General features: G+C 62.2%; 37 protein-coding genes. 18 read left to right on the top strand and 19 right to left on the bottom strand.

The genetic code is table 11. The features are described from left to right. Positions 1–141: 141 nt before the first annotated feature. Both AC1DZ8_RS14240 and AC1DZ8_RS14235 read left to right on the top strand, forming a co-directional pair. Positions 142–924, top strand: coding sequence for a class I SAM-dependent methyltransferase (locus AC1DZ8_RS14240; RefSeq protein ID WP_477310650.1), 783 nt, complete (start codon positions 142–144; stop codon positions 922–924). A gap of 60 nt (positions 925–984) precedes the next feature. Beyond that, positions 985–1,356: a nuclear transport factor 2 family protein gene (locus AC1DZ8_RS14235; protein ID WP_477310648.1), complete on the top strand. Its 372-nt coding sequence runs from the start codon at positions 985–987 to the stop codon at positions 1,354–1,356. Positions 1,357–1,390: 34 nt separating this feature from the next. Here the strand turns inward: AC1DZ8_RS14235 and AC1DZ8_RS14230 are convergent, their stop codons facing one another. The 3 genes from AC1DZ8_RS14230 to AC1DZ8_RS14220 all read right to left on the bottom strand — a co-directional run bounded on the left by AC1DZ8_RS14230 (position 1,391) and on the right by AC1DZ8_RS14220 (position 3,255). Next, a complete protein-coding gene (locus tag AC1DZ8_RS14230) occupies positions 1,391–1,582 on the bottom strand; it encodes a hypothetical protein (RefSeq protein WP_477310646.1) in 192 nt (63 codons plus the stop codon). 119 nt (positions 1,583–1,701) lie between these two features. After that, the gene (locus AC1DZ8_RS14225; protein WP_477310644.1) at positions 1,702–2,457 is read right to left on the bottom strand and encodes a phage terminase large subunit family protein; all 756 of its coding nucleotides are present in this window, start codon (positions 2,455–2,457) and stop codon (positions 1,702–1,704) included. Between the two features lie 96 nt (positions 2,458–2,553). After that, positions 2,554–3,255, bottom strand: a complete 702-nt coding sequence (locus AC1DZ8_RS14220; protein ID WP_477401067.1) for an alpha/beta fold hydrolase — start codon at positions 3,253–3,255, stop codon at positions 2,554–2,556. 106 nt (positions 3,256–3,361) lie between these two features. Between AC1DZ8_RS14220 and AC1DZ8_RS14215 the strand changes: the two genes are divergently transcribed. Then, a complete protein-coding gene (locus AC1DZ8_RS14215; RefSeq protein ID WP_477310640.1) occupies positions 3,362–4,288 on the top strand; it encodes a LysR family transcriptional regulator in 927 nt (308 codons plus the stop codon). Positions 4,289–5,068: 780 nt separating this feature from the next. Then, positions 5,069–5,956, top strand: a complete 888-nt coding sequence (locus AC1DZ8_RS14210) for a HEAT repeat domain-containing protein (protein WP_477401065.1) — start codon at positions 5,069–5,071, stop codon at positions 5,954–5,956. Between the two features lie 167 nt (positions 5,957–6,123). Here AC1DZ8_RS14210 and AC1DZ8_RS14205 read toward each other — a convergent pair whose 3' ends face one another. The 3 genes from AC1DZ8_RS14205 to AC1DZ8_RS14195 are packed head-to-tail and all read right to left on the bottom strand — an operon-like array spanning position 6,124 to position 7,613. Further along, positions 6,124–6,897, bottom strand: coding sequence for a terminase large subunit domain-containing protein (locus AC1DZ8_RS14205; RefSeq protein WP_477401063.1), 774 nt, complete (start codon positions 6,895–6,897; stop codon positions 6,124–6,126). Further along, positions 6,818–7,207 carry a hypothetical protein gene (locus tag AC1DZ8_RS14200; protein ID WP_477309369.1) on the bottom strand — a complete coding sequence of 130 codons (390 nt, stop codon included), beginning with the start codon at positions 7,205–7,207 and terminating at the stop codon, positions 6,818–6,820. The genes AC1DZ8_RS14205 and AC1DZ8_RS14200 overlap by 80 nt, the downstream gene beginning before the upstream one ends. Next, positions 7,200–7,613, bottom strand: coding sequence for a hypothetical protein (locus AC1DZ8_RS14195; protein ID WP_477309370.1), 414 nt, complete (start codon positions 7,611–7,613; stop codon positions 7,200–7,202). Before AC1DZ8_RS14195 ends, AC1DZ8_RS14200 begins: the two co-directional genes overlap by 8 nt. A gap of 527 nt (positions 7,614–8,140) precedes the next feature. Here AC1DZ8_RS14195 and AC1DZ8_RS14190 point away from each other — a divergent pair. Both AC1DZ8_RS14190 and AC1DZ8_RS14185 read left to right on the top strand, forming a co-directional pair. Beyond that, positions 8,141–8,581: a Ros/MucR family transcriptional regulator gene (locus AC1DZ8_RS14190; protein ID WP_477309371.1), complete on the top strand. Its 441-nt coding sequence runs from the start codon at positions 8,141–8,143 to the stop codon at positions 8,579–8,581. A 32-nt stretch (positions 8,582–8,613) separates the two neighbouring features. Further along, on the top strand, positions 8,614–8,808 hold the full coding sequence (locus tag AC1DZ8_RS14185) for a hypothetical protein (protein ID WP_477309372.1): 195 nt from the start codon (positions 8,614–8,616) through the stop codon (positions 8,806–8,808). A gap of 247 nt (positions 8,809–9,055) precedes the next feature. Here the strand turns inward: AC1DZ8_RS14185 and AC1DZ8_RS14180 are convergent, their stop codons facing one another. After that, complete coding sequence (locus tag AC1DZ8_RS14180; protein ID WP_477309373.1) at positions 9,056–9,724, bottom strand: hypothetical protein; 669 nt, start codon at positions 9,722–9,724, stop codon at positions 9,056–9,058. A gap of 167 nt (positions 9,725–9,891) precedes the next feature. On the opposite strand from AC1DZ8_RS14180, the gene AC1DZ8_RS14175 reads away from it, so the two are divergent. The 3 genes from AC1DZ8_RS14175 (at position 9,892) to AC1DZ8_RS14165 (ending at position 10,912) form a co-directional block, all read left to right on the top strand. Beyond that, on the top strand, positions 9,892–10,071 hold the full coding sequence (locus AC1DZ8_RS14175) for a hypothetical protein (protein WP_477309374.1): 180 nt from the start codon (positions 9,892–9,894) through the stop codon (positions 10,069–10,071). A 121-nt stretch (positions 10,072–10,192) separates the two neighbouring features. Then, positions 10,193–10,462 (top strand): hypothetical protein, encoded by a 270-nt coding sequence (locus AC1DZ8_RS14170; RefSeq protein WP_477236275.1) that lies wholly within the window; start codon positions 10,193–10,195, stop codon positions 10,460–10,462. Positions 10,463–10,606: 144 nt separating this feature from the next. After that, a complete protein-coding gene (locus tag AC1DZ8_RS14165) occupies positions 10,607–10,912 on the top strand; it encodes a hypothetical protein (protein WP_477309375.1) in 306 nt (101 codons plus the stop codon). Positions 10,913–10,939: 27 nt separating this feature from the next. Here the strand turns inward: AC1DZ8_RS14165 and AC1DZ8_RS14160 are convergent, their stop codons facing one another. Together AC1DZ8_RS14160 and AC1DZ8_RS14155 are read right to left on the bottom strand one after the other, a co-directional pair. Further along, positions 10,940–11,293 carry a hypothetical protein gene (locus tag AC1DZ8_RS14160; RefSeq protein ID WP_477309376.1) on the bottom strand — a complete coding sequence of 118 codons (354 nt, stop codon included), beginning with the start codon at positions 11,291–11,293 and terminating at the stop codon, positions 10,940–10,942. A gap of 129 nt (positions 11,294–11,422) precedes the next feature. Then, positions 11,423–11,836: a DoxX family protein gene (locus tag AC1DZ8_RS14155; protein ID WP_477309377.1), complete on the bottom strand. Its 414-nt coding sequence runs from the start codon at positions 11,834–11,836 to the stop codon at positions 11,423–11,425. A gap of 264 nt (positions 11,837–12,100) precedes the next feature. Between AC1DZ8_RS14155 and AC1DZ8_RS14150 the strand changes: the two genes are divergently transcribed. Beyond that, the gene (locus tag AC1DZ8_RS14150; protein WP_477309378.1) at positions 12,101–13,228 is read left to right on the top strand and encodes a hypothetical protein; all 1,128 of its coding nucleotides are present in this window, start codon (positions 12,101–12,103) and stop codon (positions 13,226–13,228) included. 61 nt (positions 13,229–13,289) lie between these two features. Here AC1DZ8_RS14150 and AC1DZ8_RS14145 read toward each other — a convergent pair whose 3' ends face one another. Genes AC1DZ8_RS14145 through AC1DZ8_RS14135 form a run of 3 tightly spaced genes read right to left on the bottom strand, consistent with a single transcriptional unit; the run spans position 13,290 to position 15,695 of the window. Then, a complete protein-coding gene (locus tag AC1DZ8_RS14145) occupies positions 13,290–14,462 on the bottom strand; it encodes an SdrD B-like domain-containing protein (RefSeq protein WP_477309379.1) in 1,173 nt (390 codons plus the stop codon). Then, positions 14,459–15,352, bottom strand: coding sequence for an HTTM domain-containing protein (locus tag AC1DZ8_RS14140; RefSeq protein WP_477309380.1), 894 nt, complete (start codon positions 15,350–15,352; stop codon positions 14,459–14,461). Before AC1DZ8_RS14140 ends, AC1DZ8_RS14145 begins: the two co-directional genes overlap by 4 nt. Further along, positions 15,336–15,695 carry a hypothetical protein gene (locus AC1DZ8_RS14135; RefSeq protein WP_477309381.1) on the bottom strand — a complete coding sequence of 120 codons (360 nt, stop codon included), beginning with the start codon at positions 15,693–15,695 and terminating at the stop codon, positions 15,336–15,338. Before AC1DZ8_RS14135 ends, AC1DZ8_RS14140 begins: the two co-directional genes overlap by 17 nt. An 83-nt stretch (positions 15,696–15,778) precedes the next feature. Between AC1DZ8_RS14135 and AC1DZ8_RS14130 the strand changes: the two genes are divergently transcribed. Continuing rightward, the gene (locus AC1DZ8_RS14130; RefSeq protein ID WP_477309382.1) at positions 15,779–16,033 is read left to right on the top strand and encodes a hypothetical protein; all 255 of its coding nucleotides are present in this window, start codon (positions 15,779–15,781) and stop codon (positions 16,031–16,033) included. Between the two features lie 18 nt (positions 16,034–16,051). Here the strand turns inward: AC1DZ8_RS14130 and AC1DZ8_RS14125 are convergent, their stop codons facing one another. Together AC1DZ8_RS14125 and AC1DZ8_RS14120 are read right to left on the bottom strand one after the other, a co-directional pair. Continuing rightward, on the bottom strand, positions 16,052–16,684 hold the full coding sequence (locus tag AC1DZ8_RS14125; protein ID WP_477309383.1) for a hypothetical protein: 633 nt from the start codon (positions 16,682–16,684) through the stop codon (positions 16,052–16,054). 239 nt (positions 16,685–16,923) lie between these two features. Further along, the gene (locus AC1DZ8_RS14120) at positions 16,924–17,397 is read right to left on the bottom strand and encodes an Lrp/AsnC family transcriptional regulator (protein WP_477309384.1); all 474 of its coding nucleotides are present in this window, start codon (positions 17,395–17,397) and stop codon (positions 16,924–16,926) included. 113 nt (positions 17,398–17,510) lie between these two features. Between AC1DZ8_RS14120 and AC1DZ8_RS14115 the strand changes: the two genes are divergently transcribed. Beyond that, positions 17,511–18,077, top strand: coding sequence for an RBBP9/YdeN family alpha/beta hydrolase (locus AC1DZ8_RS14115; protein WP_477309385.1), 567 nt, complete (start codon positions 17,511–17,513; stop codon positions 18,075–18,077). An 86-nt stretch (positions 18,078–18,163) separates the two neighbouring features. After that, positions 18,164–18,529: a VOC family protein gene (locus tag AC1DZ8_RS14110; RefSeq protein WP_477309386.1), complete on the top strand. Its 366-nt coding sequence runs from the start codon at positions 18,164–18,166 to the stop codon at positions 18,527–18,529. A 109-nt stretch (positions 18,530–18,638) separates the two neighbouring features. Here AC1DZ8_RS14110 and AC1DZ8_RS14105 read toward each other — a convergent pair whose 3' ends face one another. After that, positions 18,639–18,809, bottom strand: coding sequence for a hypothetical protein (locus tag AC1DZ8_RS14105; RefSeq protein WP_477309387.1), 171 nt, complete (start codon positions 18,807–18,809; stop codon positions 18,639–18,641). Between the two features lie 143 nt (positions 18,810–18,952). On the opposite strand from AC1DZ8_RS14105, the gene AC1DZ8_RS14100 reads away from it, so the two are divergent. Both AC1DZ8_RS14100 and AC1DZ8_RS14095 read left to right on the top strand, forming a co-directional pair. Next, complete coding sequence (locus AC1DZ8_RS14100; protein WP_477309388.1) at positions 18,953–19,129, top strand: hypothetical protein; 177 nt, start codon at positions 18,953–18,955, stop codon at positions 19,127–19,129. A 107-nt stretch (positions 19,130–19,236) separates the two neighbouring features. Then, positions 19,237–19,620, top strand: a complete 384-nt coding sequence (locus AC1DZ8_RS14095; RefSeq protein ID WP_477309389.1) for a DUF982 domain-containing protein — start codon at positions 19,237–19,239, stop codon at positions 19,618–19,620. 29 nt (positions 19,621–19,649) lie between these two features. Here AC1DZ8_RS14095 and AC1DZ8_RS14090 read toward each other — a convergent pair whose 3' ends face one another. After that, entirely contained in the window at positions 19,650–20,369 is a 720-nt protein-coding gene (locus AC1DZ8_RS14090) for a Crp/Fnr family transcriptional regulator (RefSeq protein ID WP_477309390.1), read from the bottom strand. 186 nt (positions 20,370–20,555) lie between these two features. Between AC1DZ8_RS14090 and AC1DZ8_RS14085 the strand changes: the two genes are divergently transcribed. Both AC1DZ8_RS14085 and AC1DZ8_RS14080 read left to right on the top strand, forming a co-directional pair. Next, a complete protein-coding gene (locus tag AC1DZ8_RS14085; protein WP_352593112.1) occupies positions 20,556–20,786 on the top strand; it encodes a DUF6894 family protein in 231 nt (76 codons plus the stop codon). Positions 20,787–20,902: 116 nt separating this feature from the next. After that, positions 20,903–21,403: a hypothetical protein gene (locus tag AC1DZ8_RS14080; protein WP_477309391.1), complete on the top strand. Its 501-nt coding sequence runs from the start codon at positions 20,903–20,905 to the stop codon at positions 21,401–21,403. A 47-nt stretch (positions 21,404–21,450) separates the two neighbouring features. Here AC1DZ8_RS14080 and AC1DZ8_RS14075 read toward each other — a convergent pair whose 3' ends face one another. The 3 genes from AC1DZ8_RS14075 to AC1DZ8_RS14065 form a co-directional block, all read right to left on the bottom strand. Beyond that, on the bottom strand, positions 21,451–23,547 hold the full coding sequence (locus AC1DZ8_RS14075) for an EAL domain-containing protein (protein ID WP_477309392.1): 2,097 nt from the start codon (positions 23,545–23,547) through the stop codon (positions 21,451–21,453). A gap of 142 nt (positions 23,548–23,689) precedes the next feature. After that, a complete protein-coding gene (locus AC1DZ8_RS14070; protein WP_477309408.1) occupies positions 23,690–24,247 on the bottom strand; it encodes an RNA polymerase sigma factor in 558 nt (185 codons plus the stop codon). A gap of 104 nt (positions 24,248–24,351) precedes the next feature. After that, positions 24,352–24,741: a DUF427 domain-containing protein gene (locus tag AC1DZ8_RS14065; protein ID WP_477309393.1), complete on the bottom strand. Its 390-nt coding sequence runs from the start codon at positions 24,739–24,741 to the stop codon at positions 24,352–24,354. 845 nt (positions 24,742–25,586) lie between these two features. Here AC1DZ8_RS14065 and AC1DZ8_RS14060 point away from each other — a divergent pair. Then, positions 25,587–26,078: a Csu type fimbrial protein gene (locus AC1DZ8_RS14060; protein WP_477309395.1), complete on the top strand. Its 492-nt coding sequence runs from the start codon at positions 25,587–25,589 to the stop codon at positions 26,076–26,078. The last annotated feature ends 24 nt before the right edge of the window (positions 26,079–26,102 follow it).

The following is a 26,102-nucleotide window of genomic DNA, read 5'->3' as shown; positions in this document are numbered from 1 at the left end:
GGTGAGCTAATTCGGACGTCGAACGCGCACGTACAGAAACATGATGCCGAGTGCCGGATTGTGTCGCGCGGGAGAGCTGGAACCCGCAGTTTGCCGAGACCTTACGGCGCGGTATGTCGGCGCAAGATATTGGGGGCAATGATGGCAAGTTTCCCGGAGATGTACGAGCGGTGGCTCGCGGGCCCCCTCTTCCAGCCGTGGGTCGAAATGATTCTCGACGAGGTGAAGTTGTCTCCAGGCGATCGTGTCCTCGACATCGCTTGCGGAACAGGAATAGTGGCCCGCGTTGCAAGGGAGCGGCTCGGTGACACCGCATACGTCGTCGGCATCGACGTCAGTTCGGAAATGCTTGCCGTTGCGCGCGCCGTGGCACCGGGCATCGACTGGCGCGAAGGCAATGCCAGCGCCTTGCCTCTCCATGACCGAGAGCAGTTCGAAATTGTCGTCTGCCAGCAGGGACTGCAGTTCTTTCCTGACAAGCCCGCGGCGGTGGCGCAGATGCGGCGGGCGCTGGCGAATGGCGGCAGGCTGGCGGTAGCCACATGGCGATCCGACGATGAAATCCCGTTCTTTCGGGAACTGCGCCGCGTGGCGGAGCGCCGCCTGGGCACCATCGCGGATCAGCGGTACGGCTTTGGCGACGCGACCGCGCTTGAGGCACTGCTCCGGGACGCCGGCTTCCACGCAGTCCGGTCAACGACGGTATCGCGCACAATACGCTTCCAGGACGGCGCACCCCTCCTGCGATTAAACACGATGGCGCTCGTCGGCATGAGTGCCGTCGGGAGGGAAATGGGCGATCAGGAACGCAAGCGCGTCGTGGAGGCCATCGTGAGCGAAAGTGCGCCCGTGCTGCGCCCCTACGCCGACGGACCGGGACTCGCTTTCGAGGTCAGAACCAATTTGGCGACAGCCAAAGGCTGACGTGTTCCATCGCTGTGTCGATATCGCCATAGTGGTCATGCGACTGGAGGAGACGGGCGAATGGACATTCGATCGACACTGACGGAGCTATGCGATGCCTTCAACGCGCACGACCTCGATCGCATCATGGCGTTCTTTGCCGACGACTGCGTCCTGGAGATGCCGCGGGGAAGCAACCCCTGGGGCTCTCGCTTCGAGGGCAAGCACAGCGTACGTGATGCGCTGGCGACACGCTTCGAGGGCCTGCCCGATGTCCACTACGGCGACGGCGAGCATTTCGTCGATGCGGCTGCCGATACCGGCATGTCCAAATGGATCCTCACCGGCACCACCCGCGAGGGCGTGAAAAAGAAGGTCCGGGGTTGCGACTTCTACACGTTCCGCGACGGCAAGGTGATCCGCAAGGATTCTTACTGGAAGATCGTGGAGTAGAAGCTGGCGAGGGGTCGCGCCCCGAGTAATATGCTCAGTCCCGGCTCGGCTTCGCCGCCAGCCGGTTGTCCATGTCGGTCAGTTTGGCCAGGATGCCCTCCGGCGCTCGCACCATCGCCTTCAGAACGCGGATGAGTTTGAATGTGAGCCAAATTTGGATTGCGAGATACATCAGGTATGGCAACCAGGACATGAAGTAACCGAACAGTGAATTTCCCGATTCCATAATACCCCCGAATTATTGATGCCGTGATGTCCTCTATTGCCGCCCGGGCACGCATAAAGGCAAGCCTCAAGCTTGCAATATTGATGAACTGGCTAGTCGCCGGCGATGCACGCATTCGTTCACCGAAACGCCCCCAGCGGATCGCTCTGCCCCGCCGGCCTTTTCGCCGCCCTGAACTCCGCCGGATCGACCACCGCTTCCCGCAGCATCATCACGCCATAGCGGGTCGCGGCCATCAGATCGTCGCGCAGCTTCACAACCTTGCCGTCCTTTCTGTGGAACAGCCGAAACTCCTCGAACCAGGGCAGCAGCGTCGAAAACACCTTGAAGCGGCCGGATTGCATGCGGTCGAGCATGTCCATCAGCCCGGCCTCGACCGAGACCGAGCCGTCGGCGAAGCGGGCGTGGCCGATGAGCATGTTCAGCCCGTGCGCGGCATATTGTTTGGCAAGCGCGGTGCCCGCCCCTTCCAGCGTCTCGCGGCGGCCGTCGCGCGGCCACGCCCAGGGCAGCCATTCGCCCCACGGTTTTAGCGCCAGCACCTGCATGGCCGGCGTCTGCTGCGCGGCCCGGGCTGCCTTGGTGACGTAAACGACATCGGCTTCCGTATCCCAGGCGAGCTCGACCGCGGCCGACGGGTGGTCCCAGCCGAAATCGAGCGCGCCGATGCGCGGCCAGTAGCGCGGCAGCCGGAACGGCTCGCAAGCGATCAGAGCTTCGGCGATCGGGAAGATGCGGCCGGAGCCCATGACCGGAATGCCCTTGGCCCTGGCTTCACGCTCATGCTCGGGATAGGCGGCAACGATCGCGGCCCGCTCCTGCGGCGAATAGTGCCCGGCATCGTCGATGGTCATGAAGGTGACGTGACGGGACATGAGCGTTTCCATCTTCGTCAGATGCCGAGATTTCGCTTGGTACGACAGGAGAGACAACCCTGCGGCAGTCTCCCCCATTCCGTCGGGCGGCTGCTCTCAACCGTTTTGAACAGCACCCACAGCTTTCCGGATTACGTCGATGACGACGGCAGGCTGAGAGAGCATCGGTACATGGCTGCTGGCCACCTCGGTGACGGTCGCTCCCATCCGCTTCGAAACCCAGCGCTGGAGATCGGGATGCACGGTGTGGTCGTTCGTCGCCAGCACATACCAACTCGGCTTCGACTTCCACGCAATGCGATCGGCGCTCAGCTTCTGCTGGTGGAATAGATCGAAGACCGGTGCATAGTGCGTAGCCCAGACGAGCTTCTGCTCTTCCGCGGAGAGGTCGCCGGCAAAGAACTCCGTTCCGCTCGGAAGCATCCAGGCACGCCCATCCGCGACCTCGACGCGAGAGAAGATGTCCGACGGATACTTGTCGAGCTGGTCTTGCACAGTCTCGCCGACATCCGGGGCAACGGCGGCGACGTAAACCAGGCCGATCACACGCTCATCGACGCCCGCAGCTGTGATCGTGGCGCCCCCGTAGGAATGGCCGACGAGAATGACTGGGCTGCCGACGCGATTGAGCGTGCGTTTGACCGTCGCCACGTCCTCTTCGAATGAATCCAGACCATATTGGACAGCAACCACTTCATGTCCGTCCGCCTGTAATGCCGGGATCACCTTACTGAAGCACGAACCATCGGCCCAGACTCCGTGGCAGAACACGATGGTAGGCTTGGGTGCTATAGTCATATTTATTTCTCCTTCGTTGACTTCAGCGCGAAGGTAAATGGACCTTTTATCGGTGACAAAGACCTTGTACGTTCGACCTATGCCTTGGAGGTATAGCGGGGACCCGATGGAACTTCGCCATTTACGCTACTTCATTGCAGTTGCCGAGGAAGGCAGCTTGTTGACCGCCGCCCAGCGGCGACTGAACACCTCGCAGCCGTCGTTGAGCCGGCAGATTCGCGATCTCGAAACTGAAGTCGGCGCACAACTGCTGGAGCGGCAGGCGCGCGGCGTTGTACTGACCGCTGCGGGGCGCGTTTTTCTGGATCACGCTCGGCTGGCACTTCTCCAGGTCGAGGCTGCGGTCGAAGGCGCCCGGCGGACGGCACAGCCGAAAACGCCCGTACTTGCCATGGGGTTTCTCGTTGGGCTTGAGGTCACATGGCTACCTCACCTATTGCGCATGATTCGTGAGGAAGCGCCGGAGATCGAAGTCACGCTGTGTAGTCAGTCCTCCCCGGAACTCGCTCTTGCGTTAATGCGCGGGAAGTTGGACGTAGCCTTCCTTCGCCCCGAGAAACAGAGCTTGGGCCTATCCTTCAAATTGTTAGCGAAAGAGCCTCTGATCGCCGTGCTGTCGGCAGGCCATCGCCTGGCGTCGCAAAAAAAGATTCGGCCGCAGGATCTTGCCCGTGAAATTTACGTCAGCTCGGCGAGAACATCTCCGGTGTTGCAATCTGTGATCCAGGATTACGCATTAAGGGCCGGGATCACACTCAAGGCAAAATACGAAGGCGAGAACATATCGTCGGCAATGTCGCTCGTCGCGTCCACGGGCGGAATTACTCTCGTCCCGCTTTATGCGCAAAACATGCTGGCACCAAACGTTGTTGCCAGAGCGCTCGATGGTGTACCTCCGACAGTCGATCTCACTTTGGGATACAGCGATGCAAATTCCTCTCCCTTGCTCCGCCGGCTTTTATCTCGTGCGGATGAATTGGTCGAAAACGTGCAAAATCAGAGCATCATCCGATACGCTGAAGCTCTACAATGAGAGCGAAAATAGCTGCTTGCCAGGCCTTTGCCTTCACCATTGAATTGACCTAGTCGGCCAACAAAAATCGCAGCACCACATCGCTCATGCCGAGCGGCGGCGTGAACGTCACGATGCCGCCCGTCGCATTGGTGCGGGTCAGGCTTCGGAATGGTCGGCATCGATGGTCATGAAGGTGACGTGACGGGACATGCCTCACCTCGGTCAATGATGGCCAGGAAGGGTCAAGCCAATCTTGCCGGAGCTGCGTCTGTCAGTCCGGGGCCAATGGTATTCTCACCGAGACGCTAATATACCTACACGCTCCAACGAGCAGCGCCTGCCAGATGCTTGAGGAATGCCATGCGAAGATTCATCTTCACGGCCATGTGCATCGCCGCTGCGACAGCCGCCAGCGCTCACGATTGGTACGAAGACAGGATTGACCCACAGACGAAATTCAAATGTTGCGGCGGTTCCGATTGCCGCGCCATACCTCGGTCCTCGGTGCGGTCCAGGATGGACGGTGGTTACATCTATCTGCCGCATAATTTCATCATCCCCCCGGACCGCGTGCAGGACTCCCCGGACGGCCAATTCCATATCTGCGAAAGTACCTACGTCATAACTAATCAGCTGTATTTGCGCTGCTTCTTTGCACCGCGTGTAAAGGTCTCTCTGCTTCTTCCGCGTTGAAGGCTTGGGCTCCTCGCCAGGTCGGAAGATATCGGAGGGAGTTGCTCCCTCATCTTTTCCTTTGTCGTTTTATGCGCTAGGTGTTGCCGCGCATCGGTGACACCGGTGCGTCTTGGGCTGATGCTTCTGCGCGGCCTCTCCTCTACGCGGGTGGGAAAGCCACTCTTTGCCATGACAGATCTATTCGAGGCGATGCGCCTGTCCGCCGAGGACAGCGAGGTTGCTCATCTCTATTTCAGCGAAGGCGGCAAGATCCTGCTGCCGCTCGGCAAATCGACAAACGGGATGACAGGTCAGGAGATGCTGGAGCAGCTGCTGTCGCCTCCCGATAATGACGATGGCACGCTTGCCAACGATCTTCTTGGCGAGCTTGGCAGGACGGTTCCGTTGGAAAGCCTGCGTCTCCTGCTCACATCGGGCAATGCAAGGACGCGGGCGGCAGGCGCGTTTCTTGCCACGTTTCAAAACCAGAACATCAGTTCGATGGTGGGCGAGCTGGCCGCGCTGCTGGGGGATGACAACCCGCGCATCCGCTTCGATGCCGTGGAGTCTATCTTGCGATGCAGCACGCGCAACGATGGTGAGCATCTGGCGCAAGCCCTGTTTGCGCTTGATGACGAGCATGAATTCGTGCGCATGGGAGCCGTCCTGTTCGTGCGCTTTGCAAAAGACTGGCAGCTGAAGCTTGCGCGCCAGCACGCCGCATTGCTCAGGTCGCAAACGGCGTTTTCGGCGATAGCGGATGTCTCCGAACAATGGCGCGACAATGCATCGGGCATGATCCGCGCGATGCTGGAGCATGCCGAACCGGTGGTGCGGCGCTACGGTGTTGGGCTGGCCGGCCGGGCGAGACTGGTGGTCGTCGATGCTTTCGTCGAATGGGCGCGTGCATCGGCCGATCCTGAAATCAGCAAACTGGCAACGGATTGCATCGAGCACAAACAGATATCGCACCACGCGGTCTGGTATTCGTCGCTGCCGGCAATCGCCTGAACTGCCGCTGATCGGCAGCGCAGGAGATGGAGTGAGACTTCCCAGAACCTGGGTTCCTCGCCCCCACGAATGTGGGGGAGAGGTGGCTCGGCGAAGCCGAGACGGAGAGGGGATGGCCCAGACGTAGCAAGGTAAAGCGTAGTTGAACCCACCTCCAGGCCAGAGCTCTACGAAGCCCCCTCTCCGGCCGCTTCGCGGCCACCTCTCCCCCGCCAGGGCGGGGGCGAGGAACCCAAGTCCCGAGAGGCCATCGCCTGCGCATCCAAGAACCGCAGCACCACATCACTCATCCCAAGCAGCGGCGTGAACGTTACGATCGTTATCCCGCCCGTCGCATTGGTTCGCGTCAATCCTTCGGAATAAATGTCGAGCGGCGGCTCCTCGTCGAACCAGACGCCGTGCAGCGTTTCGCCCTGCCACTTCTCGCGGCCTTTCTCGAAACTCTTGAACGACAGCACGGACTCATCGGCCTGCACGTCGCCGCCACCGCCCCAACGTACCACGACGCTGTCGAGCGCGCCCGGCGCGCCGCGGCCCATGGTGGTGTGCAGGATGGCGTCGGCGGGGATCATGCCGGTGCCCCAGGCGGACTGCTGCTGCGGCGGGCCGACCAGCACGCGCTGCGGGTTGTCGCGCGTGCCCTCGCCGGTCACGCCGGCCGCCCATAGCCGCACGGCGCTGTCGAAGGTCTTGCCTTGCCACCACCGGGGATAGCGGCCGGTGAGGTGCATGGCCCATTCGGCGCCGCCGGCTCGCGTCTTGCCGAGTTGGTTGCCGGCCATGAACAGCCGCTCGCGGTTTTCGGCGCCGGCGGCGTGAAACTCGGCCTGGCGTTCATACGGCGTGTAAGATGCAAGCAGGTTAGTCCTGCGTCTTCGATCCAGCTCCTGCAGCAGCGCCAGATAGTGGCGGTGTGCCGCCCGGCTGGTCGCCGAACGCACCGAGGACGGCTTCGAGGCCGCGGATGCGGCGGCGGATCTCGTCATCGCTCAGGCTCTCCAGGCTGTCGGTGGAGGCGTGCAAACCCTTGGGCAGATTGCTGGCCAGATCCTTGGGCAGCACCGATTGCACGATCTTCAGATACTGGTCGGGCTTGTCGGCCCGGACCGCGGCGATGACGCCGGCGCCATGGGCGCGGAAATCGGCGCGCACCGCGTTGAGAAAATCGTCGCCAAGCGTCTTCTTCGTCCGCTTCGGGGCGGCGGCGGGCGCCTTGCGGCCAGGGCGCGAACGCGCCGTCCGGTCAGCCATGATCCGGACTCCCGGCGGGTTCTGCCAAGGTCTGCTTTGCCGGTCTCGCCCGCTTGATTTTGGCCGGCTTGCGCCGTTTTGCCTTCGCCGGTTTCCGGGTGGTCTTGCGGCCGGCCGCATCACCGGCTTCGACACCCTGAGCTGGCTTTGCTTCCGCCCGCTCCTTCAGCTTCGCCCTGACAAGACCGATCGCCCTTTCGTCGACGCCTTGCGTACCGCGCGGAAAGCCGAAGCCGCCGATGGCGTCGACGGGACCGCCGCGAACCATGCCGATCAGCACGCCCGGCACGACCGGCTCGACGCGGCCGATCCGCGCCTGCGGAGCCGTGCCTTCGAACAGGCCGATGGCGCTGACGACCTCGCGGCCGTCATCGTCGGCGATGATGGTGGCATAGCGGTGGGACATCGAGTTTCTCGCGGATATTGCGTTGCGGATTGAGCGGACCGGCGTCTGAACCAGAAGATCACCAGCGCAGGCGTTTCTTCACACCCCCCCTCTGTCCTGCCGGACATCTCCCCCTCAAGGGGGGAGATTAGCAGCTTTGGGCTTATCGCCCATTCTGCACTGTTGACGATTCGCGAAGGCTGCTGTGAAGGCTGATCTCCCCCCTTGAGGGGGAGATGGCCGGCAGGCCAGAGGGGGGTGCTGGCCCGCCAACATCAATGTTGGCGCATTTTCGAGTGTGCCAAAAACACAAAACCCGCCTCGGCGGCGGGTTACTGGCGCAAATCAGCACCATGGAGAAATGATACGATAGCTGCCCCCATGCGTCAACAGGAAATAAGAAACAATTCCTACATCGGTCAGCGACTCAGCGATGTTAGCGCTACCATATTTGGCGTCAAGTCATATGCGTATGTCCTAAAGTGCCATGCCGCCGGCGGGTTTTGTCTGATAATTTATCCTTTTGCATTATGGGGGCAAAAGAAGCCATGTCTGACGACAAAATCCGAAATATAAATTTGACCGCCGACATCGTCGCGGCTTTCGTGCGCAACAATTCAGTACCTCCGGACGGTTTGCCGGCGTTGATCGAGAGCGTCAATTCAGCGCTCGCGGCCGTAGACAATCCCGTTGCTCCTCCGCAGCCGGCACCGGAGCCTGCCGTCAATCGCAAGCGCTCGGTGACGCCGAATTTCATCTACTGCCTCGAGGACGGCAAAAAGTTCAGGTCGCTGCGGCGCCACCTCGGCTCCGCCCACGGCATGACGCCGGAGGCCTATCGCACCAAATGGGATCTGCCCGGCGACTATCCGATGACGGCGCCCAGCTACGCCGCCAAGCGATCGGAGCTGGCAAAGGAGTTTGGGCTCGGCATCCGGACCGAGGCGCCGGCCGCCAAGGCGCCGGCCAAGCGCAAGACCAAGGCGTAAGGCGACGCCCTCTGCGCCACCGGAGGACGATCATGGTGGCCGACGAGCCCAATGACGTTCGTGTCGAACGCATCGATCGCCGCCAATGGGCGGTGCTGGTTGCCGAGAACGGCACGGTGACCCAGCGCCTGTTCGAAGCCCAGGAAGCAGCCGAGGATTTTGCCGATGGCGAGCGGACCAGGCTCGGCCTGCCCGCCAGACCGCCGGCGGTGGATCCGCTGGCCTGAGCGTGATGACTGTCAGCTGGCTGCGGGATATCGCCAAAAAACGAAAAACCCGCCTCGGCGGCGGGTCGTCGGCGCAAATCAGCACCATGGAGAAATCATAGCATAACTGCCCTCAGCCAGTCAATCTACTATAAGAAAAAATTCCTAGGCTTGTACCTGACATAGCCGAATCTGTGGTATGCGCGAGATGCGTACAGGTCGGCAGTCGGGGAACCTGAAGAGGGGGATCGGGACTTCTACCGAGACGTTACTCGCTATCTTCTGGATCGTCCCGATATTCTTCGGTCGGCGCTCCGGGAAGTTGGCCACTAACAAGCGTGTATGGCGGAGCGCCTTTGTTGGCGAATAGCCGAAACATGACCGCGATATAGTGACGCTCTTTGTTGATCCAGAACTCTTGAACGATGCAATGGTGGAGATGACGCGTCGGGACATTCATTGCCGGATCGTCACACCGCCCTATCAAATAGCCGGCATTTTCTACCGATACCCCGTGGATGATATCGAGCAACATGGGCTCGAAATTCCCTAATCCGTATTTGGCCACCGTAAGGCAATGGGCGATCTTGGCAAGCGTCCGAAAGAACGCGGGCATGTCGATTGTAATTTCAAGGCCGAAGTTGGCGGGTTTGTACGGTGCGCGAACCGGGTATGCCGGGATAAATGCCACATCGAGGTCATAGATGGTTTTGAGCCAATCTCCTGTCATGATCGAAGGGATTCGCTTCAGCTTTGGGAATGCAAGGAAGCCGGGATGTTCGCTCGGATTGATCTGGACTTCTTCGGAAGTATCACTCCCATGGTCAAATTTGCGGCCAGGATATGAAACCGAACGCCGGTCGTTCCTCTTAAGACCGGCGTGGTGTCGTGCTATCTCCATGGGCTTCATGGTCTTGGTTTCGAAATCGCGGGTCATGTTTTGGCACGTCGGGCACGACGCGCGCCTTAGAACAAGAGCCTCTGATGTCATGGAAAAAGGCCGAAAACCTCCCAAGCCGCGAGCGAGTACGTGCTCTCGCGTCAAAGGTGGGTTATCTTTAAAGCAGTAAATGCATTTCCCAATATCTCGGAACGGGAATTCCAATGAATAACAAAGCCTCCGACAACGGCACAGAACTGAGCCAAGCGGAGATTGACAAGCGCCGCGACAATGCGTTGCGCCGCGCGCTGAATACCCCTCCGTCCAAGCACGAGACGAAGGGAAGCCAAAGGATAAGAAGAGTCAATCTTCGGATCGTCGGTGACGTTTTCGCCAACGCATAAAGGCAGCCCCTTTCTGCTTAGGAGTGAGCGGCATCGTCAGTCCGTCGGCTGAGGCCGACACCGACTGGCCATTAGCCGGCGCTTATGGAATCATTTCGCTCCGACTCGGGGAGAATGCAGCATGGACAAACCAGCCATGGCATCCGTGTTCAGGATGCGGCATGCGCCAGCCACTGTTTCGGGCGTCCGCAGTGTCGGCCGGGGCCAGGCCGATCCGGTCATCAGCAGAAGGCCGCTTGGCGAAGCGATCCGCTTCGTCGTCGACGCCGACCCCCACTACGACATCAGCGCCGTTTCGATCGCCTTTGGCGACGGCTCGGCCCCGCGCCTCGGCAGCCGGGAGGTCAAGGCGCTATGGGCCGAATATGGCCGCCGCTGGATGGAGGAGTAGGACCATGCCGGGCCTTCCCGGCATTCGTCTCCCTGGATCGGAACAGCCGCTCATGCGTTGAGCCTGGAGTCTTTTGACGCAATTCCTGGGGGGAAACCGCTTCACACTTTCCTGGAATTGCTTTAGCCAATGGGAGCAACAGCCATGAATGTCGCCAATCTGCAACTCGAAGGCCTGCTGATGGCCGTCGCCTCGATCAACCAGGTGCTGGTCCGAAAGGGCGTGCTTACCGTCGAGGACATCGACATTGCGCTGCGCAAGGCCGAAGCCGGCGAGACCGGTGAGGAGCGTTCCGGCGGCATGTCGGCGTCGAGTCGCGATGCCGTCAATTTCCCGATCCGGCTGCTGGAACTGGCCAATCAGTGCCAGCCGGAGACGGACATGCCTTCGTTCTCGAAACTGGCGCGCATGGTCGGCCAAATGAAGGAACCCTACAACGACCAGCTGTGAGGACTGCCGGCGCGCGAGCAGCTGACCTCAATACCGTCCCTGCAGGATCTTGATGAGCTTGCTGTTGTCAGCGCTGGGCGACAGCATCTTGCGATAGTCGGCGTAAGTGATCTTGCCATTGGCCAGCGCATTGACGAGCCGGTTGCAGAAGGCGGTTTCGTATCTTGCCGGGCTTACATTCATGAGCGCCGACAAATTGTTCTTGTCGGCCTGCGACGTGGCTCTTTCGTCGGCGACGCATTCGTTGATGACATAGCGCTTGGCGGCCGGGCTGCCGAGACCGGCATGCATGGTAGTGAACTCCCCCTCCGACATCGAAGTGCAGCCGGCAACCAGTGACGTGCCGACAAGAACGGCAGCAAAACGCATGGCTATGTTCATGAATTCCCCCTTGGACCTGTCACCGTGCTTATCGCGCCAAAACGCGCAAGTACAGTGACAATATCGTCGTATTCGGGCGCAAGGCTTAGGCCAGACTAGTCGCCGTCGCCCTGGCCCAGGGGCAGACATTCACCCCCGGCCGAGCCTCAACGCCAGCACGCTGCCCGGGCCGTGCACGGCGGCAAACAGCAGGCCGGCGGCGAACGGGAAATGCGACATGAAGGCGCCGAACTCGGCCTGGTTGCCGGCCCAGTGCGACGGACCGTGGAAGGCAAAGCCGAGGAAGACCACATAGACGGCGGCGACCAGGGCCGCCGGCGTGAAGAACGCGCCGGTCAGGAAGGCGATCACCAGCAGCGTTTCGAGGATTGCGGCGCACCAGGCCAGAAAGAGCGGGAACGGGAAGCCGGCGGCGGCGATGTAGCCGGCGGTCATGCCCATGTCCATGAACTTGAAGGCCACGCCCATCGCGAACATGGCGGCCAGGATCAGGCGGGCGATGAGAAGGGCCGCGGTCTGCCACGGCGATTGAACGGTTTCCATAGTGTTTCCTCCGGGTTGAAGCTGTTGATGCTCCAAGGACGGAGGAAGGGCGGCGGTTCCGACAGGGGTGAGAAAAATTGTTTGGGCGGTCTCCCCTACCCCATCGTCTCCGGATGGCTGATCGAGCCGCGGAGCGCCCGTACTCGCCGCCCCGGCGAAGGCCGCCCCGTGGCGAGCCCTGACTTTTTTTGGGGTGGGTCGAAAAACACCCGTCGAAGCGGTTTATAGACCGGACGGGATAGTCGGATGGCGGATGAGGCCTCAATGAGAATCGGTGCGGAGCCTGTCGGGTCGGCAGGACGCTCAGGGTTTTTCGCATCCATTGCGGATGCCAATGTCGCGCGCCATTCCTTCCCGCAATTCTGGAGCATTCTGGCGGCGACGCTGCTCGCGTCGACCATGCTGCTGCCGACAGTCACGGCAACCCGCGCGGCGTCGGTCCTGCCGGACCCGCGAGACGGATTCCACGGACCGATGGATCCGAAAGCCCAATTGCAAGAGGCCAAGCGCGCTCTTCTGGCGCGAGCCGCAGGCGGCAATGGTGGGAATGGCGGAAATGGTGGCGGCGCCGGCGGAAATGGCGGCAACGGTGGAAACGGCGGTAATGGTGGCGACGCCGGTGGTAACGGCGGCAACGGTGGAAACGGCGGCAATGGCGGCGACGCCGGTGGAAATGGCGGCGGTGACGCCGGTGGAAATGGTGGCGGCGCTGGAAACGGCGGTAATGGGGGCGCCGGTGGGAATGGCGGCAATGGCGGCGCCGGAAACGGCGGCAATGGTGGCGCCGGCGGAAATGGCGGCGACGGCGGTGCCGGAAATGGCGGCAACGGTGGCGCCGGTGGGAATGGCGGCGACGGCGGTGCCGGAAATGGCGGCAACGGCGGCGCCGGCGGCAATGGCGGCAACGGCGGGGCTGGAAATGGCGGCAACGGTGGCGCCGGTGGCAATGGCGGCGACGGCGGTGCTGGAAATGGCGGCAATGGTGGCGCCGGCGGCAATGGCGGCGACGGCGGGGCCGGCAATGGCGGCAACGGAGGCGCCGGTGGCAATGGCGGCGACGGCGGTGCTGGAAACGCGGCAATGGTGGCGCCGGCGGCAATGGCGGCGACGGCGGGGCCGGAAATGGCGGCAATGGCGGAGCCGGTGGCAATGGCGGCGACGGCGGTGCCGGAAACGGCGGCAACGGTGGCGCCGGCGGCAATGGCGGCGACGGCGGTACCGGAAATGGCAGCTCCGGCGGCAACGGCAGCTCAGGCGGGAATGGAAGCTCCGGTGGCAATGGCAGTTCCGGCGGCAATGGCGGCGGCCATCACAACACCACCACTCCCGGCCACTCGGACGGCGCCCGCTCCTGCGGAACCTCTCAGAGAACGTCTTGCTGACGCGGCTTAACCTCAGGCCACCTCGGAATCACCGGCAACGGCCGCAACGGCCGCTTGCTGCGTAGGCAGCGCTACGGACCGGTGCGATAGCCGAAATCGTCGATCGCGGCCTGCCAGTAATGCTGTGTCCGGATCTCGAGCCGCGTGATACGCCTATAGTCACCCGCGAAGTAGACCAGTCCGTTGGCCGACAGCACCAGTCGATCCTCATAGGCGGGCTCGTCGCCCCGCCAGGCCTTGAGAATGAGCGTCTCGCCTTCCGCGCCGTCCCAGCCGGCACCGAAATAGGCGCCCGTGAAATCGAACGGCTTGTCACTGAACACCTGGGCCGGGTGGCCAGAGCTGTTGTATGCGATGAATTCGCCCGACATGGTCGTGTTGATGTAGCCCGGGCCGTCGGTGAAGCGCTGGTGCATGGCAACGAGATTGTACCAGTCGAGCCCGCCATAGCCGGAGGGGACCTCGAACACGCCCGGCGTCGTCATCAGGTCGTCGAAACCGACGACATGCTGGTTGGGCCGCAGCTCCTCGGGAGGTCCGCCTTTGCCCGAAAACGCGGAGAGCACAACCGGCGCCGCGCCGACCACAATTTTGCGCCGCTCAGTCACCCCGCTGGCCGAAAAATCGACCAGCCATTGGCCTGATGTCACGGCTGCGCTGAAGCGCCCATCCGGGCCGACCTTGGCGGCGGCAGTGGTGCCGTCCGGCCCGGTGAGGGAGACGCGCGACCCGGCGGCGACCGCACCGCTGATCGTCAGGTCCGCCGCAAGCCCGACCGGGTGCGTCGTGCGCGAGGCAATCATGTCGCCTGGCGATCCAGGTGAAACGACGTAGTCGCTCTCCTGCGAGGCGTTGCCGGTGGTGACGGAATAGCCTGGCGGAGGCACAACCTTGAACGCGTAATGGCCGGGATCGACGACTTCGAGATCGCGCTGGATGACCGACATGCGGAAGTTGGCGAAGCCGCTCACATTGGTCAATCGCATGATGGTGTCGCCCTTCGGCTTGTCGAGCTCGACAGCCACACGCGACATCGGCCGGTCGCCGAGATCGTAGACGCCGTTCCGGTTGAGGTCGCGGAACACCAGCAGCGACGTGTTCATCTGGCCACCGTTGAAGGGTCCCCATGCACGCTTGGGATAGTAGTCCTGCGCACTGCCGGCACGCGCCGCGCCGCAGACCATGGCCAGGCCGATGGCGGCCGCGACGAAGACGGTGCCCGAAAACAACAAACCACGCTTCACGAAATTTCCTCTTTCAATCCGATCCCCTGGAGACGCGCGATGACCTTGTCGACAGCATCCGCATCGAAATAGGCGAGATAGAGCAACACCATGGTGGCGCTGAACGTATAGACCGGCAGCGTCAGATAGATGATGGCGTGGAAGGCCAGGCCCGGCAGGACGAGATAGCACCTGCTGCGGTGAAACGGCAGGCCAAAGGCAAGGCAATATTCGAGCGCGACTACGGCGGGCGACATGATCGTGGCGGGCCAGGCAAGGCCGACCGGATAGTCCGAACCCGCATAGTACCAGAGGAATATCGCTTCGAGCCGCGCGCCGCTCAGAAAGGCGTAGCTTGTCTTGTCGAAGGCGGCGAAGAAGTAGAGTACCGAGAGCTGCACCACGATCAGCCGCAGCCCCCACAGATTGCCGCGCTCCGCCGGCGGCGGCAGACCCGCGCGTTCGGCGCGCATCACCGTGAGGTAGCGGTCCAGCGAATACGAGCGGCCGCAGGGGGTGAGCGCGATCAGCAGCGCTGCGACGGCAAGCAGATAGGCATGGTGGTGGGTCCAGGGTTCGCGACCGAGCTGGAAGCCGAAATAGTGGTACATCACCAGCCCGACCGCGCCGGCCCAGGCAGCGGCGATGCGGCTGTGATAGCCGATGAAGAGCAGCACGGTGGCGAGGAAGAAATTGACTGCCAGAAACAGGCCGACCGGAGATTGATCCCTGTAGAGCAACAACTCGCCCGCCCAGCGCGACCAGAACAGGATGGCCAGGCCGATGCGGATCAACGCCGACGAACGCGACGACCCCTCGGTGCCGACCGCCCAGTCGACGAAGCGTGCGGCGATGGCGTGCATCAGCCACCAGCCGGGCCAGTCATCGATGGCGTCAGCCGGCGCAGGCATTTTTGGCATCGGTGTGGATGATCTGCCAGCCGCTGCGCGTGGCCTGCCGGGCACAGACACGGATGTCGGCGCCCTGCCCGGCGGCCGAGCAGAGCCGCTTGATGACGGAAGCCAGCTCGTCGCGGCTTTCGATCCGCTTCAGCTTGCCGTCGCGGGGAGCGCCGAGCATCTCGAAGCGGTCGAGCGGAAGAAGAGCGCCATCGGGCTTGCGGATTTCGAAGGAAGCGTCGATCACGCCCATCCCGATCGCACTGAACATGGTCCAGGAGCGCAGCCATGCCGATTGCGCCCCGAAGACCTGCTCGGCGACCGGACCGGCGATCATGAACGCGGCAATCGCCATGAATGCGAAAACCCGTAGGCGTCCCGCCGACACCCGCCCGGCAGAGCCCATACCAATTCTGATTGAGACGACATTCGCCACTTTTGATTGAGACGACATCCGCCACCCGCGCAACCCGCCCCGACCATAGACCGATTCAACACCCGTTTTTCAACCCATCCCAGAAAAAGTCAGGACTCGAGGAGCGACGCGAAGGAGCGCAGATCAAGGGCCTGATGCTGCGCGAAGAACTCAGCCGCCTGCCCGGCATGCGGCGCACGATCACCTCGATGGCGATGCGCGAGATCAAGAGCGATGTTTGGTTCGCCGATGCTGTTGGGCATACGCAGAAGCGGTGACACGGCTGGCGAGGCTTCCTAGTAAAATCCCTTCAGGACGTTTTTGTTGGCGCACTCAATGTGCGCATCCTTCGGACTCATCGCCGTTTCAGTGATGTCTGAAGTATCGATCTTGTCCAGCAACCTGCCAAAGCAGATGTCAAAATTGTCGACGCCCTGATCAAATCCCGGTGGTGTATTTCTGCACGTTTCGAAGGACGGATCGTAGTATCTGCTTTCCTTGTTCGCAATCAGGCGCTGAACCAAGCCTTCGACCACCATCAACGGAAGAGATAACGAATCCTGTTCGTATTGGTCTGCCAATTTCCCAAGTGCATTCAGGCTAAGAATTTGCCCGTGTCGATGGGCCAGGACCGCGTATTTGAAAGCAATCTCACCGTCTTCGATGTCATTGGCTGGCTGCCAGGGGTGTTCTCCAGCAACGGCAAGCGAAGACAAAAGCACATACGGCTGGATCTTGTTGTTGGCGCGGTTTTCCCAAAGCAGCCGCCAAGCGCCATCGCAATCCTTGGCATCAAAGAGGCGTCCCACCTTTGTCTGCATCGTCTCGAAAGTCTCTTCAGACTTTGTCTCAGCGGGGAAGGTCGTAACAGCTGACGCTGCCAGCAGGATGGCTGTCGCAAGAACGCGGCTTGTAGGCATCGCCTTCATCACTCTTTTCGCTCTATTGGATTTATCAAAAACTCAAAGAGACAAGAACAGTATTGACCCGGCTGCCTTATACCCGGACGATAAAGCGGCATGCTCTCAGGCAAATACAGTTACTTTATGTCGAAAGCCTCTATCCTCCCGCACTCGCTGATCCTGAAGCAGCCGAGGGTTTGGCGCGCTGCAAGGCGGCGAAGCTGAAGCGCTCGATTTGCTGGCACCTGGGCGCAAGTTCCGAACTGTCATGCCCTCGTCATCAGTTCCCGTCCCAGCCGCTTCGGCGGCTCTGCCCGCAGCACCACATTGGTCGTCACCGCGCCGTAGCGGCCGATGGCGTCGACGATGCTTTCCAGGTCGGGCGGCGACGGGACGACGACCTTGACGAGAAAGCAGTCCTCGCCGGTCACCCTGAGCACCTCGACCACTTCCGGCATGGCGGCGAATTTCTTCAGGCAGGTCTGGATGTGCTCATGCGTGGTGCGCAGGCGGATCATGGCCATGGTGCCGAGACCGAGGGCGGCGGGATCGATCGCCGCCCGGTAGCCGGCGATGATGCCGCGCTCCTCCAGCCGCTTCACCCGCTCCGACGTTGCGGGCTGGGACAGGCCGACGCGGCGGCCGAGTTGGGAAATGCCGATGCGGCCATCCTCCTGCATGATCTCGATGATCGCAATGTCGGTGGGGTCGAGCCGCGGCCGGTAATCGCCATTTGCCATAAGCACCTTCAATCCATCGGAATTCTTCGCTGCTTTCCGATGATCTCTCATTCCGCGGGCAAGGAGAAGACCTAGAATTGGCCGGCATCGTTCACCGGGAGACAGGACCTTTCATGACCGACTTCATCATCTTGCCGGGCAGCGGCGGATCGGGCGAGGCCCATTGGCAGACACGCTGGCAGCAGGCCGATCCGGCGATGCGCCGCTTCAGCCCGGCGAGCTGGGACCTGCCGGATTTCGACGATTGGTTGGCCGCGCTGGAAACCGCGGTGTCACAGGCAACAGCGCCGCCGGTCCTCATCGCCCACAGCCTCAGCTGCCTGCTGGTGGCGCATTGGCAGTTGCAGTCGAGCCGTGAGATCGCCGGCGCGTTTCTGGTTGCGGTTCCCGATCCGGCATCGCCGGTCTTCCCTGCCTACGGGCGCCCCTTCGCCGACACGCGGCGCCGCCCGCTCCGCTTCCCCTCGCTGATCGTCGCCAGCACCGACGATCCCTACGACCCGCATGGCTATGCCAGGACGAAGGCCGGGCAATGGGGCAGCGCGCTGCACAACGCCGGGCCGCTCGGCCATATCAACAGCGACAGCGGGCTGGGCGACTGGCCGGCGGGGATGGAACTGCTGATGGCCTTCGTGACAGAGATACGCTCTGCCGGCCAGGAACCCGCGATCGCACCGTAGGCGCCCGCGAAACGTGCGCCGGCGGCTTGCCGCGACTTGTCCCGCCAGCTATCTCTCGAGAGGGGCGTTTGTGAGGGAGCCTGCGGATGGTGTCCGTCCGGTATCTGGTCCGCGATGTCGAAGCGTCCATCGCGTTTTATACGAGCCATCTGGGCTTCGCGCTGAAGCAGCAGTTCGGTCCGGCGATGGCCATCCTGACGCGAGGCGACCTCTCGCTCTGGCTCGCCGGCCCCATGGCGTCGGCCGCCAGGCCGATGCCGGACGGCCGGACGCCCGAGCCGGGCGGATGGAACCGCATTGTGCTCGAAGTCCAGGAATTGCCGGCGATCGTCACGGAGATGCGCGAGGCCGGCGTGCGGTTCCGCAACGAGATCGTCGAAGGTCCGGGCGGGCGGCAGATTCTTTGTGAAGACCCGTCCGGTAACGTGATCGAGCTGTTCGAGCCCAGGTAGGTCGCGAACCTCACATGCTGCGCTAGCTCAGTTTGGCGCGGCCGCAGGCGTGCCGAACTCGATACACGAATCGGCATGCGCCAACCCCGGGATTCGATAGCGCGAAGATTCAAGGGGTCTGTTCGGTCTCAAATCCGGCATGCTGCTCCGGATCGGCGAGCCCTTCATTCTGCCGCTCGGCATCGGCTTTGCGTTTCGGGCAATCCTCGTAGTCATGTTCGCGCGAACCGCAATAAGAGCAGCATTTTGCCGGCGTGTCGGGGCGAAGCGTCATGGCCATGCACAAGAATGCACGAAAACTCATCCGGTTGCAGCAGCGTCTGCGACGTCTCGCATATTCGTCCTGCCTATATCAAAGTTAAATGCGGGCAGCTGTCGCGAGATGCTAGGGATCGCGCATGGGGGACTCTACAGGAGGAGTCCATGGACGTTCGAAATCTGATTGCCAAACTGTCGGCCACAGTGTTGCGCCGGCGCGCCGCATCTCCACAAATACTGTTCAGGCCGATCCGCAACTCGCTCGCCGACATCCCGTTGAAGTCGCAGTCGCGACCGCCCTACCGGCCACGCCAACCCATCCGGCCGGCAAGCAATATGTAGCCCGCCCAAGCCTGCAACCACTTCGCGGTTTCCCCGTTTATGGCGATCCCGTTTCCGGAGGCTATGCATGAAGTCGATATCAACAAACAATCCCATTCTCGTTCTGGGTGCAGCTGCCTTTCTGGCCGCGCCTTTCGCCGGGCTTTTGTGGCGGACGCGCGAATGGTTCGGATGGTGAATTTCTCATGAGCCGGTTTCTTCCCCTGACGATCAAATTCGTGGATTGCAGCACGATGACGGTGTCGTCGATCGCCGACGCCAAGAAGGCGCTGGGCGGGACGTGGAAAAACAAGGACGCTCAGGCCTACAAGGCGGCCGTCCGACTGGTGGATGACGCGCTGAACGGCATTTGCCGCCCGGCCATCGCCTTTGCCGCTTTCAAGAATGCTGCCGCCCAGCAGGGCTTGCTCAAGCCTGCGAAACCAAGCGCCGCCCTTGCCATGCTCGACGAATTGGCGTCGCTGAACGGGCATCATTCCAAGGCCAACTGACGGGTTGCAGGCCCCGGAACGCCGATGACCTATCTCGGCTCGCGGTTCATGCTGAGATAGGTCGGGTCGAACTCGGCGATTTCCACCAGCCGCTGCCAGTCAAGAATCGTCACCATGTGGTTGACCCAGCCAATGACGCCGACCCGGCGCAGCGCGCCGATGACGCGGTTCATGTGAACGACGGACAACCCTAGTACGTCGGCCAGTTCGGCTTGCGACAAAGGCAGACGGAAACTCATGCCATTGGTCTGCTTGACCACCTGAAGCCTGATGAACAACTCGCACACCAGATGCGCCAGATGCGAGGTCTTGGAGCGCCGGCCCATGGCCACGATCCATTCGCGGTGGATGGCGCCGTCGACGAGCGTGTCCAGCCACAACAACCGGGTCAGATGCGGCGCCTGTTCGGTGATGGCGCGCAGCCGGCTGTGGTCGGCGGCGATCACCCGGCATGGCGACAAGGCGATGATGCCATGATCCATGGTCTTGAGCAGAAAGGCGTGCAGGTCGACGAAATCGCCGGGCACCTGCAACGAGGTGAATTGCCGGCCGCCATCCTCGAGCACCTTGTAGCGTGCGGCCAGCCCTTCGATGATAAGCGTGCTGTAACCGGGTCTCGATCCCTCCGAGACAATGTCCTGGCCGGTGGCAAAATCCAGCTCGACGGTCATGGCGCCGGCGAGCAGCCCCTTCTCCTCTTCCGAGAGGGCGTCATGCTGGCCAAGGTTCAGATACAGCGATTCTAGCATTGAGGGGTTTCTTCCATCCGGGATCGGTTGCTGTGGCTCAACGCCGGAGATCGGGTGCGGTTGCACTCAGCCGGCATGGCGGGCGTTGGCGCCCGGCAGCAACGGCGAGAAATCTGTTTGAGAATCAGCCGGATGGAACCATGGCTGCGGACAGGGGTTTAGCGTTTCATACAGGATGCGTGCGCCATGGAACGGTTCTATTTCGATCTCTACAACACCGAAAACCAGATCGATGAAGAGGGGCAGTTGTTCCCAAGCCGCGAGCGTGCGGGCGCCGAGGCGCTGCGGATATTGCACGATGTCGCGCGCGACGAGATGCCGGAGGGCGAGCACCGGCAAATCACCGTCAAGATGCTGAACCAGAACAGGGAGCAGATCTTCGAAGCGTCGTTGACCATGGCGTCGCTGTGGAGTTGAACCTCGGCCGCCCTGTCGACGACGGCATGGAACCTCTTGCCTTCCCCTCTGTTTCCTATGGGAGGACCAACCGCAGAAGCGGCTGTCCGAGCTGATTTGACCGGAGGCACGAACCCATGTCCCTGCAAAAACTTCATCCCGAGCAAGTTGACGCGACGCGCCAGCAAGCCTACTCGACCTTTGGCCCCGTGCTGATCAGTTCGCTCACCCAGCGGCTGGCGCGCGGCCAAGGCGCCAAGGAACTGGGCGACGTGGAAAAGTCGCTGATCCGCCTGATCGAAGGTTTTGAGGTCGATGAACCGCAAGCCGAGGCGATGAAGGAGTTCGCCATCGAGCTGGTGGTGTCGACGATATCAGAAGCCCGCAATCACCCCGACTCCAAGAGCGATGTCGAGGCCGTTGGCGAGCGCCGCACCGAGGGTCGCTCCGAAAATCCCGATACGCTCGAGGAACAGCTGCAATCGGGCCTGGAAGACAGCTTTCCCGCCAGCGATCCGCCCGCCGTTGTCTCGACCTCGATTTCCGGCGGGTCGAAGAATCTCGTCGGCACCGACGAAGTGCTGCGCCGCAAGAAGGAGGCAGCACAACGCAAGCAGGAAAAGGCCGAGGCCGGCTGAGCTGAGGAACGCACCTCAACGGGCGGTTCGGTAACGGCTCGGCCGCGTCAGCCGAACCGCTTGCGCGGCGCCTCGGCGCTCGCCCTTGCGACGATCGCCTCCAGCGGCTCGGGCCGATGCAGCAGAAACCCCTGGCCATAGGCGACGCCCATGTTGCGCAGAATGTCGAGCGCGGCCTGCTCTTCGATCTTTTCGGCCACCACCGCGCAGCCGAGGCTTTTGGCGATGCCTGTTATGGCCGAGACGATCTCGCGGTCGAAGCGGCTTTGGGCGATGTTTTCGATGAACGAGCCGTCGATCTTGATCTGATCGACAGGAAAGCGCCTGAGATATTCGAACGAGCTCATGCCGGCGCCGAAATCGTCGAGGCTGACGCGGCATTGCCGCTCGCGCGCCTTGCGCACGAACTGTTCGGCGGCGTCGAAATTGGTGACGGCGGCGGTCTCGGTGATTTCGAAGCCGATGCCGGAATGCGGCGCCCCGGTCTCGGCGATGACGGCATCGACGAAATCCCACAGCAGCGGGTCGCTCAGCGTCTGCGCCGACAGGTTGAAGCCGAGCGTGATGGCGCCCGATTTCATGGCCGGACCATGCTGCGACAGTGCGGTCCTGATGATCCAGCGGTCGAGCCGCGAGGCTATGCCGAAGCGCTCGGCGACCGGAATGAATTCGCCCGGCGGGATCAGCTTGCCATTCTTGCCCACAAGCCGCGCCAGCACTTCGACATGACGGCTCTCGCGCCAGGGTTTGCCAAGCAGATGGATTTCCTGGCCGAACAGTTTCAACCGCCCGTCGTCCATGGCGTCGACCGTGTCGGCGGCGACGCGCGCGGCGTTGAGGCCGCCGGAACCCGACGCCGCGTCGGCCGAAAACACCGCGAAGCGGTTGCGCCCCGCGGCCTTGGCCGCGTAGCAGGCGTCGTCGGCGCAGGCCAGCGCATCGGCCACCGTCGTGGTGGTGTCGTCGACAAAGGCGATGCCGATGCTGGCCGCGAGCCTGCGCGACGTCACCGGCAGGCCGAGATCGGCGTCGCGCACGGCCGCAAGAATGGCGACGGCCAGCGCCTCGGCCTCGGCCGGTTCGCAACTGGGCACCAGCAGCGCGAACTCGTCGCCGCCGAGGCGCGCGGCGCGCGCCGAAGCCGGCAGGCAGTCCACTATGCCGGCGGCGACGCCCTTCAGCGCCAGGTCGCCGGCGGCGTGGCCGGCAAAGTCGTTGAGCGCCTTGAAGTAGTCGAGATCGACATAGAACACCGCCAGCGGCAGAACCCGCTCGGTGGCGATGTGTTCGGCCAGCAGCCGGTCGAAGGCGGCGCGGTTGAACAGGCCGGTCAGAGCATCGTGGTGGGCGGCGTAGGCGAGTTCGCGTTCGCGCTTCTTGTCCTCGGTGATGTCGCGCACGGTGCCGAGGATCTGGCCCGCAGAGTCTGGGGCTGCGATGAAGCGCACCAGGGATTCGACATGACGGATTTCGCCGTCTCGCCGGACGATGCGGTATTGCGAGGCGACGACTGCGTCGGTCGCAAGCGGCGCCAGATGGGCGCGCTCGGTGGCGTCCTTGTCGTCGGGGTGAAGATAGGTGTGCCAGAGGTCGGCGGTCACCTCGTCCGTGTCGGCGACGAGGCCGAAAATCTCCCTGGTGCGGGCGTCCCAAAAACTCTTGTTGGCGTCGATGTCGTGATGCCAGATGCCGGTCCCGCTGGCCGCCAGCGCCAGGCGGAAGCGCACATTGACCCGCTCCAGTTCGGCTTCGGCCTCTTTCTGCCGGCTGATGTCGGTCTGGACGCCCATCAGTCTGACCGGCTTGCCTGTCGCGTCACGCTCGACAATGCCGCCGCGGTCCAGCACCCAGATCCAGTGGCCGTCCTTGTGCTTCAGGCGCAGCTCGGTCTCGATCGACGTGGTCAGGCCGGCAATGTGGCGCTCGCCGCTGGCCAGCGCCCGCTCGCGGTCGTCGGGATGCGTCAGCTTCAGCCAGAGATCGCTGATGTTGGCAAGTTCGCCATCCTCGTAACCCAGCATGTGCGACCAGGTCGGCGAATAGAAGCAATCGCCGCTCAAAATATCCCAGTCCCATACGCCGAGATGAGCGCATTCGAGCGCCAGCGCCCAGAACTCGCCGTTGCGTTTTTTCTCTTCAGCCATGCCCTGGTTTCGTCCACCCCATCGGCGCCATTATACACGCAAGCAGACAAGAATCCGTTACCGGATGCGTGCGCGTACGAGGCGCAAGACCTGCAATGGTGCCGGATCATGCCGCGAGGCTTCATCATGCGATCGGGGTTCGTCATGCCATGGGCGCCCTGATTGGAGTTGCCCGGCCCGGCCCGGGTTCGACGATCCTTATGGCGCGGCGGCGCGCACTGTCCTCGAGCAGACCGCGCAGTTCCTCACGGCCACGCGCAATGCGCGACATCAGTGTGCCGGCCGGCACGCCGAGCGTTTCTGCGGCCTCGGCGTAGGAAAAGCCCTCGATGGCGACCATGGTCAAGGCGGCGCGGCGGTCAGGGCTGATCGCCTGCAGCGCGTCGATGATCTCGCGCGCGGCGACGTTCTCCAGCTGGTCGGCGGGAGAGGCCTGCACCTCGCCGGCTTCCAGCGGCAGCATCGAGGCTTCGCCACGCCGGTTCACCTTGCGCATCTGGTCGATGAACAGATGATGCATGATCGTGAACAGCCATTTTCGCGGGCTCTCTCCCGTCTGCCAGTTGTCCAGACGCAGCAGCGCCCGTTCCAGGCAGTCCTGGACGAGATCGTCGGCGGAATCGCGGTCGCGCAGCAGCGAGCGCGCATAGCGCCGCAGACGCGGGATCTCGTCGAGGATGGCTCTCTGCTTTTCGTCCATGACCGTATTGTCTTCGTTGTCGGCACGCCGCCGATGCGAAACCAAAACGTCCTCCGGTTCGGCCCGAGGGCAGCGTTGGCCAGCATGAAAATCGCTGCCCGCGCTCAGCGCGGCGCAGCGTCGATGGTGACCCTGTCGGGATAGAAGGCGCCGTGGTCGCGGATTGCCGCCATTTCGTCGAAAGGCTGCACGTAGGCCCACATGGCGTCGTTGCCGAATTCGGCCGCCGGCAGCACGTTCCAGTAGCTGGCGATGCCCTTGTAAGGACACTCGGTCGACAGGTCGGTCTTCTCCAGCTTGCGAAAATCGATGTCCTCGAACGGGATGTAGAAGCTGAAGGGATAAGGCGGCTCGGTCACGATCCTGGCTTTCGCCGACGAGGCGATGATGACGCCATTGGCAAACACGACGACACGCCCCCTGAAGGGATCGACGGTGATCACCTTGCCCGGATTGTGCCGAAAGCCCGGTGACGGGTTCGCATGCTGATCCATGGTCGTTCTCCTTGTCCGCAGTGGTTCGATGCCGATCGAAGGCGTCAGCTGCCGTTTTCGATTGGCCCTGACACAACAACCGCTGTGACGCAGGACAGCTTCTGGCGCTTTGCGAGGGTTGGCTTTTCATAGATCTTCTTCATCGTTCTTCCGTTTTCTTGACGTCTGGCAGTCGGTCGGCGCTGCTGCCGCCTGTGCGACCATGGCTCCAAGGGACAACAAGCGCATCTCCCGCACGGCCGATGTGCTGCCGCAGGAAACCGGGGCGAGCATGGCCAGAACGATTCGCATGTGTCTCCCGCGATCCGACGGCGGTGGATTTATCTCAGCCGGGACGGCGATGCTTGGGCTGGGCGGAACAGGGTTTTGGCGAATGCGGCCCTGGCAGCGCGATTGCCAGGCTTGGGCAGGTCGGAACAGCGTTTTGGGCTATGCGACCAGCGGGCGCCGACGGCGGTGGCCGCTTGGCGTCGGTATCCTCCGCGAAATAATCGACAATAAGAGACAACAAGTCAGACTCTATCAAATCAAGATGATTCAGCCTGCATTTTCGCCGTTTCAGCAAAATAGCTAAAATAAATTATCGACAACCGAATTTTCACTTTCAAAAAATGTCGATTTTACCCATCTTAACGAAATATTAACCAAAATTATCTGATACCTCCTTGAGGTTATTCATCTATGATATCCGAACCTAAGTTGTAATAATCATGGTGCAGCTCGCTTTTGACATTGCCTATATCGCTGATGTCTTTGCGAAGCTTGCAGCGGGAGGAGCTGCAGGGGTGAAATCCGGGTCAAGACTGTTTGCGAGGAACGATCTGCCCCGACGGAGGAACACAGGCATGAGATTGCTGAAATACGCACTGCTGCTGGGAGCGTCGCTGCTTCCAACCCTGCCCGCGATCGCCGCGACGGCGACCGGCAGCATGAATGTCCGCATCACCATTATCGACGAATGCAAGGTGCAGACGGCAAGCGATCTTGATTTCGGCTCGCACGGCGTCATCGATGCGAATGTCGACCAGACCAGCACCATCAACGTGCAATGCACGACCGGCAAATCCTACAATGTAGGTCTGAGCGCCGGAGCGGGCACGGGCGCAACGGTTGCGGTTCGCAAGATGACCGGGCCAGCGTCGGCGACGATCGACTACACCATCTACAGGGAAAGCACCCGGACGCAGCTTTGGGGCATCACGATCCCCACCGACACGGTCGGCGGAACCGGCAACGGCGCCATCCAGCCGCTGACCGTCTACGGGCGCGTTCCGCCACAGACGACACCGGCGGCGGGCCTCTACACCGACACCGTTTCGATCACCATAACGTACTGACCATCGATACCAACACGAGGACGA

The sequence above is a fragment of the Mesorhizobium sp. P2_F7 genome (genome assembly GCF_056403695.1).
Note: the sequence above shows the minus strand (reverse complement) of the source record. Positions and strands in the feature narration are given on the sequence as shown.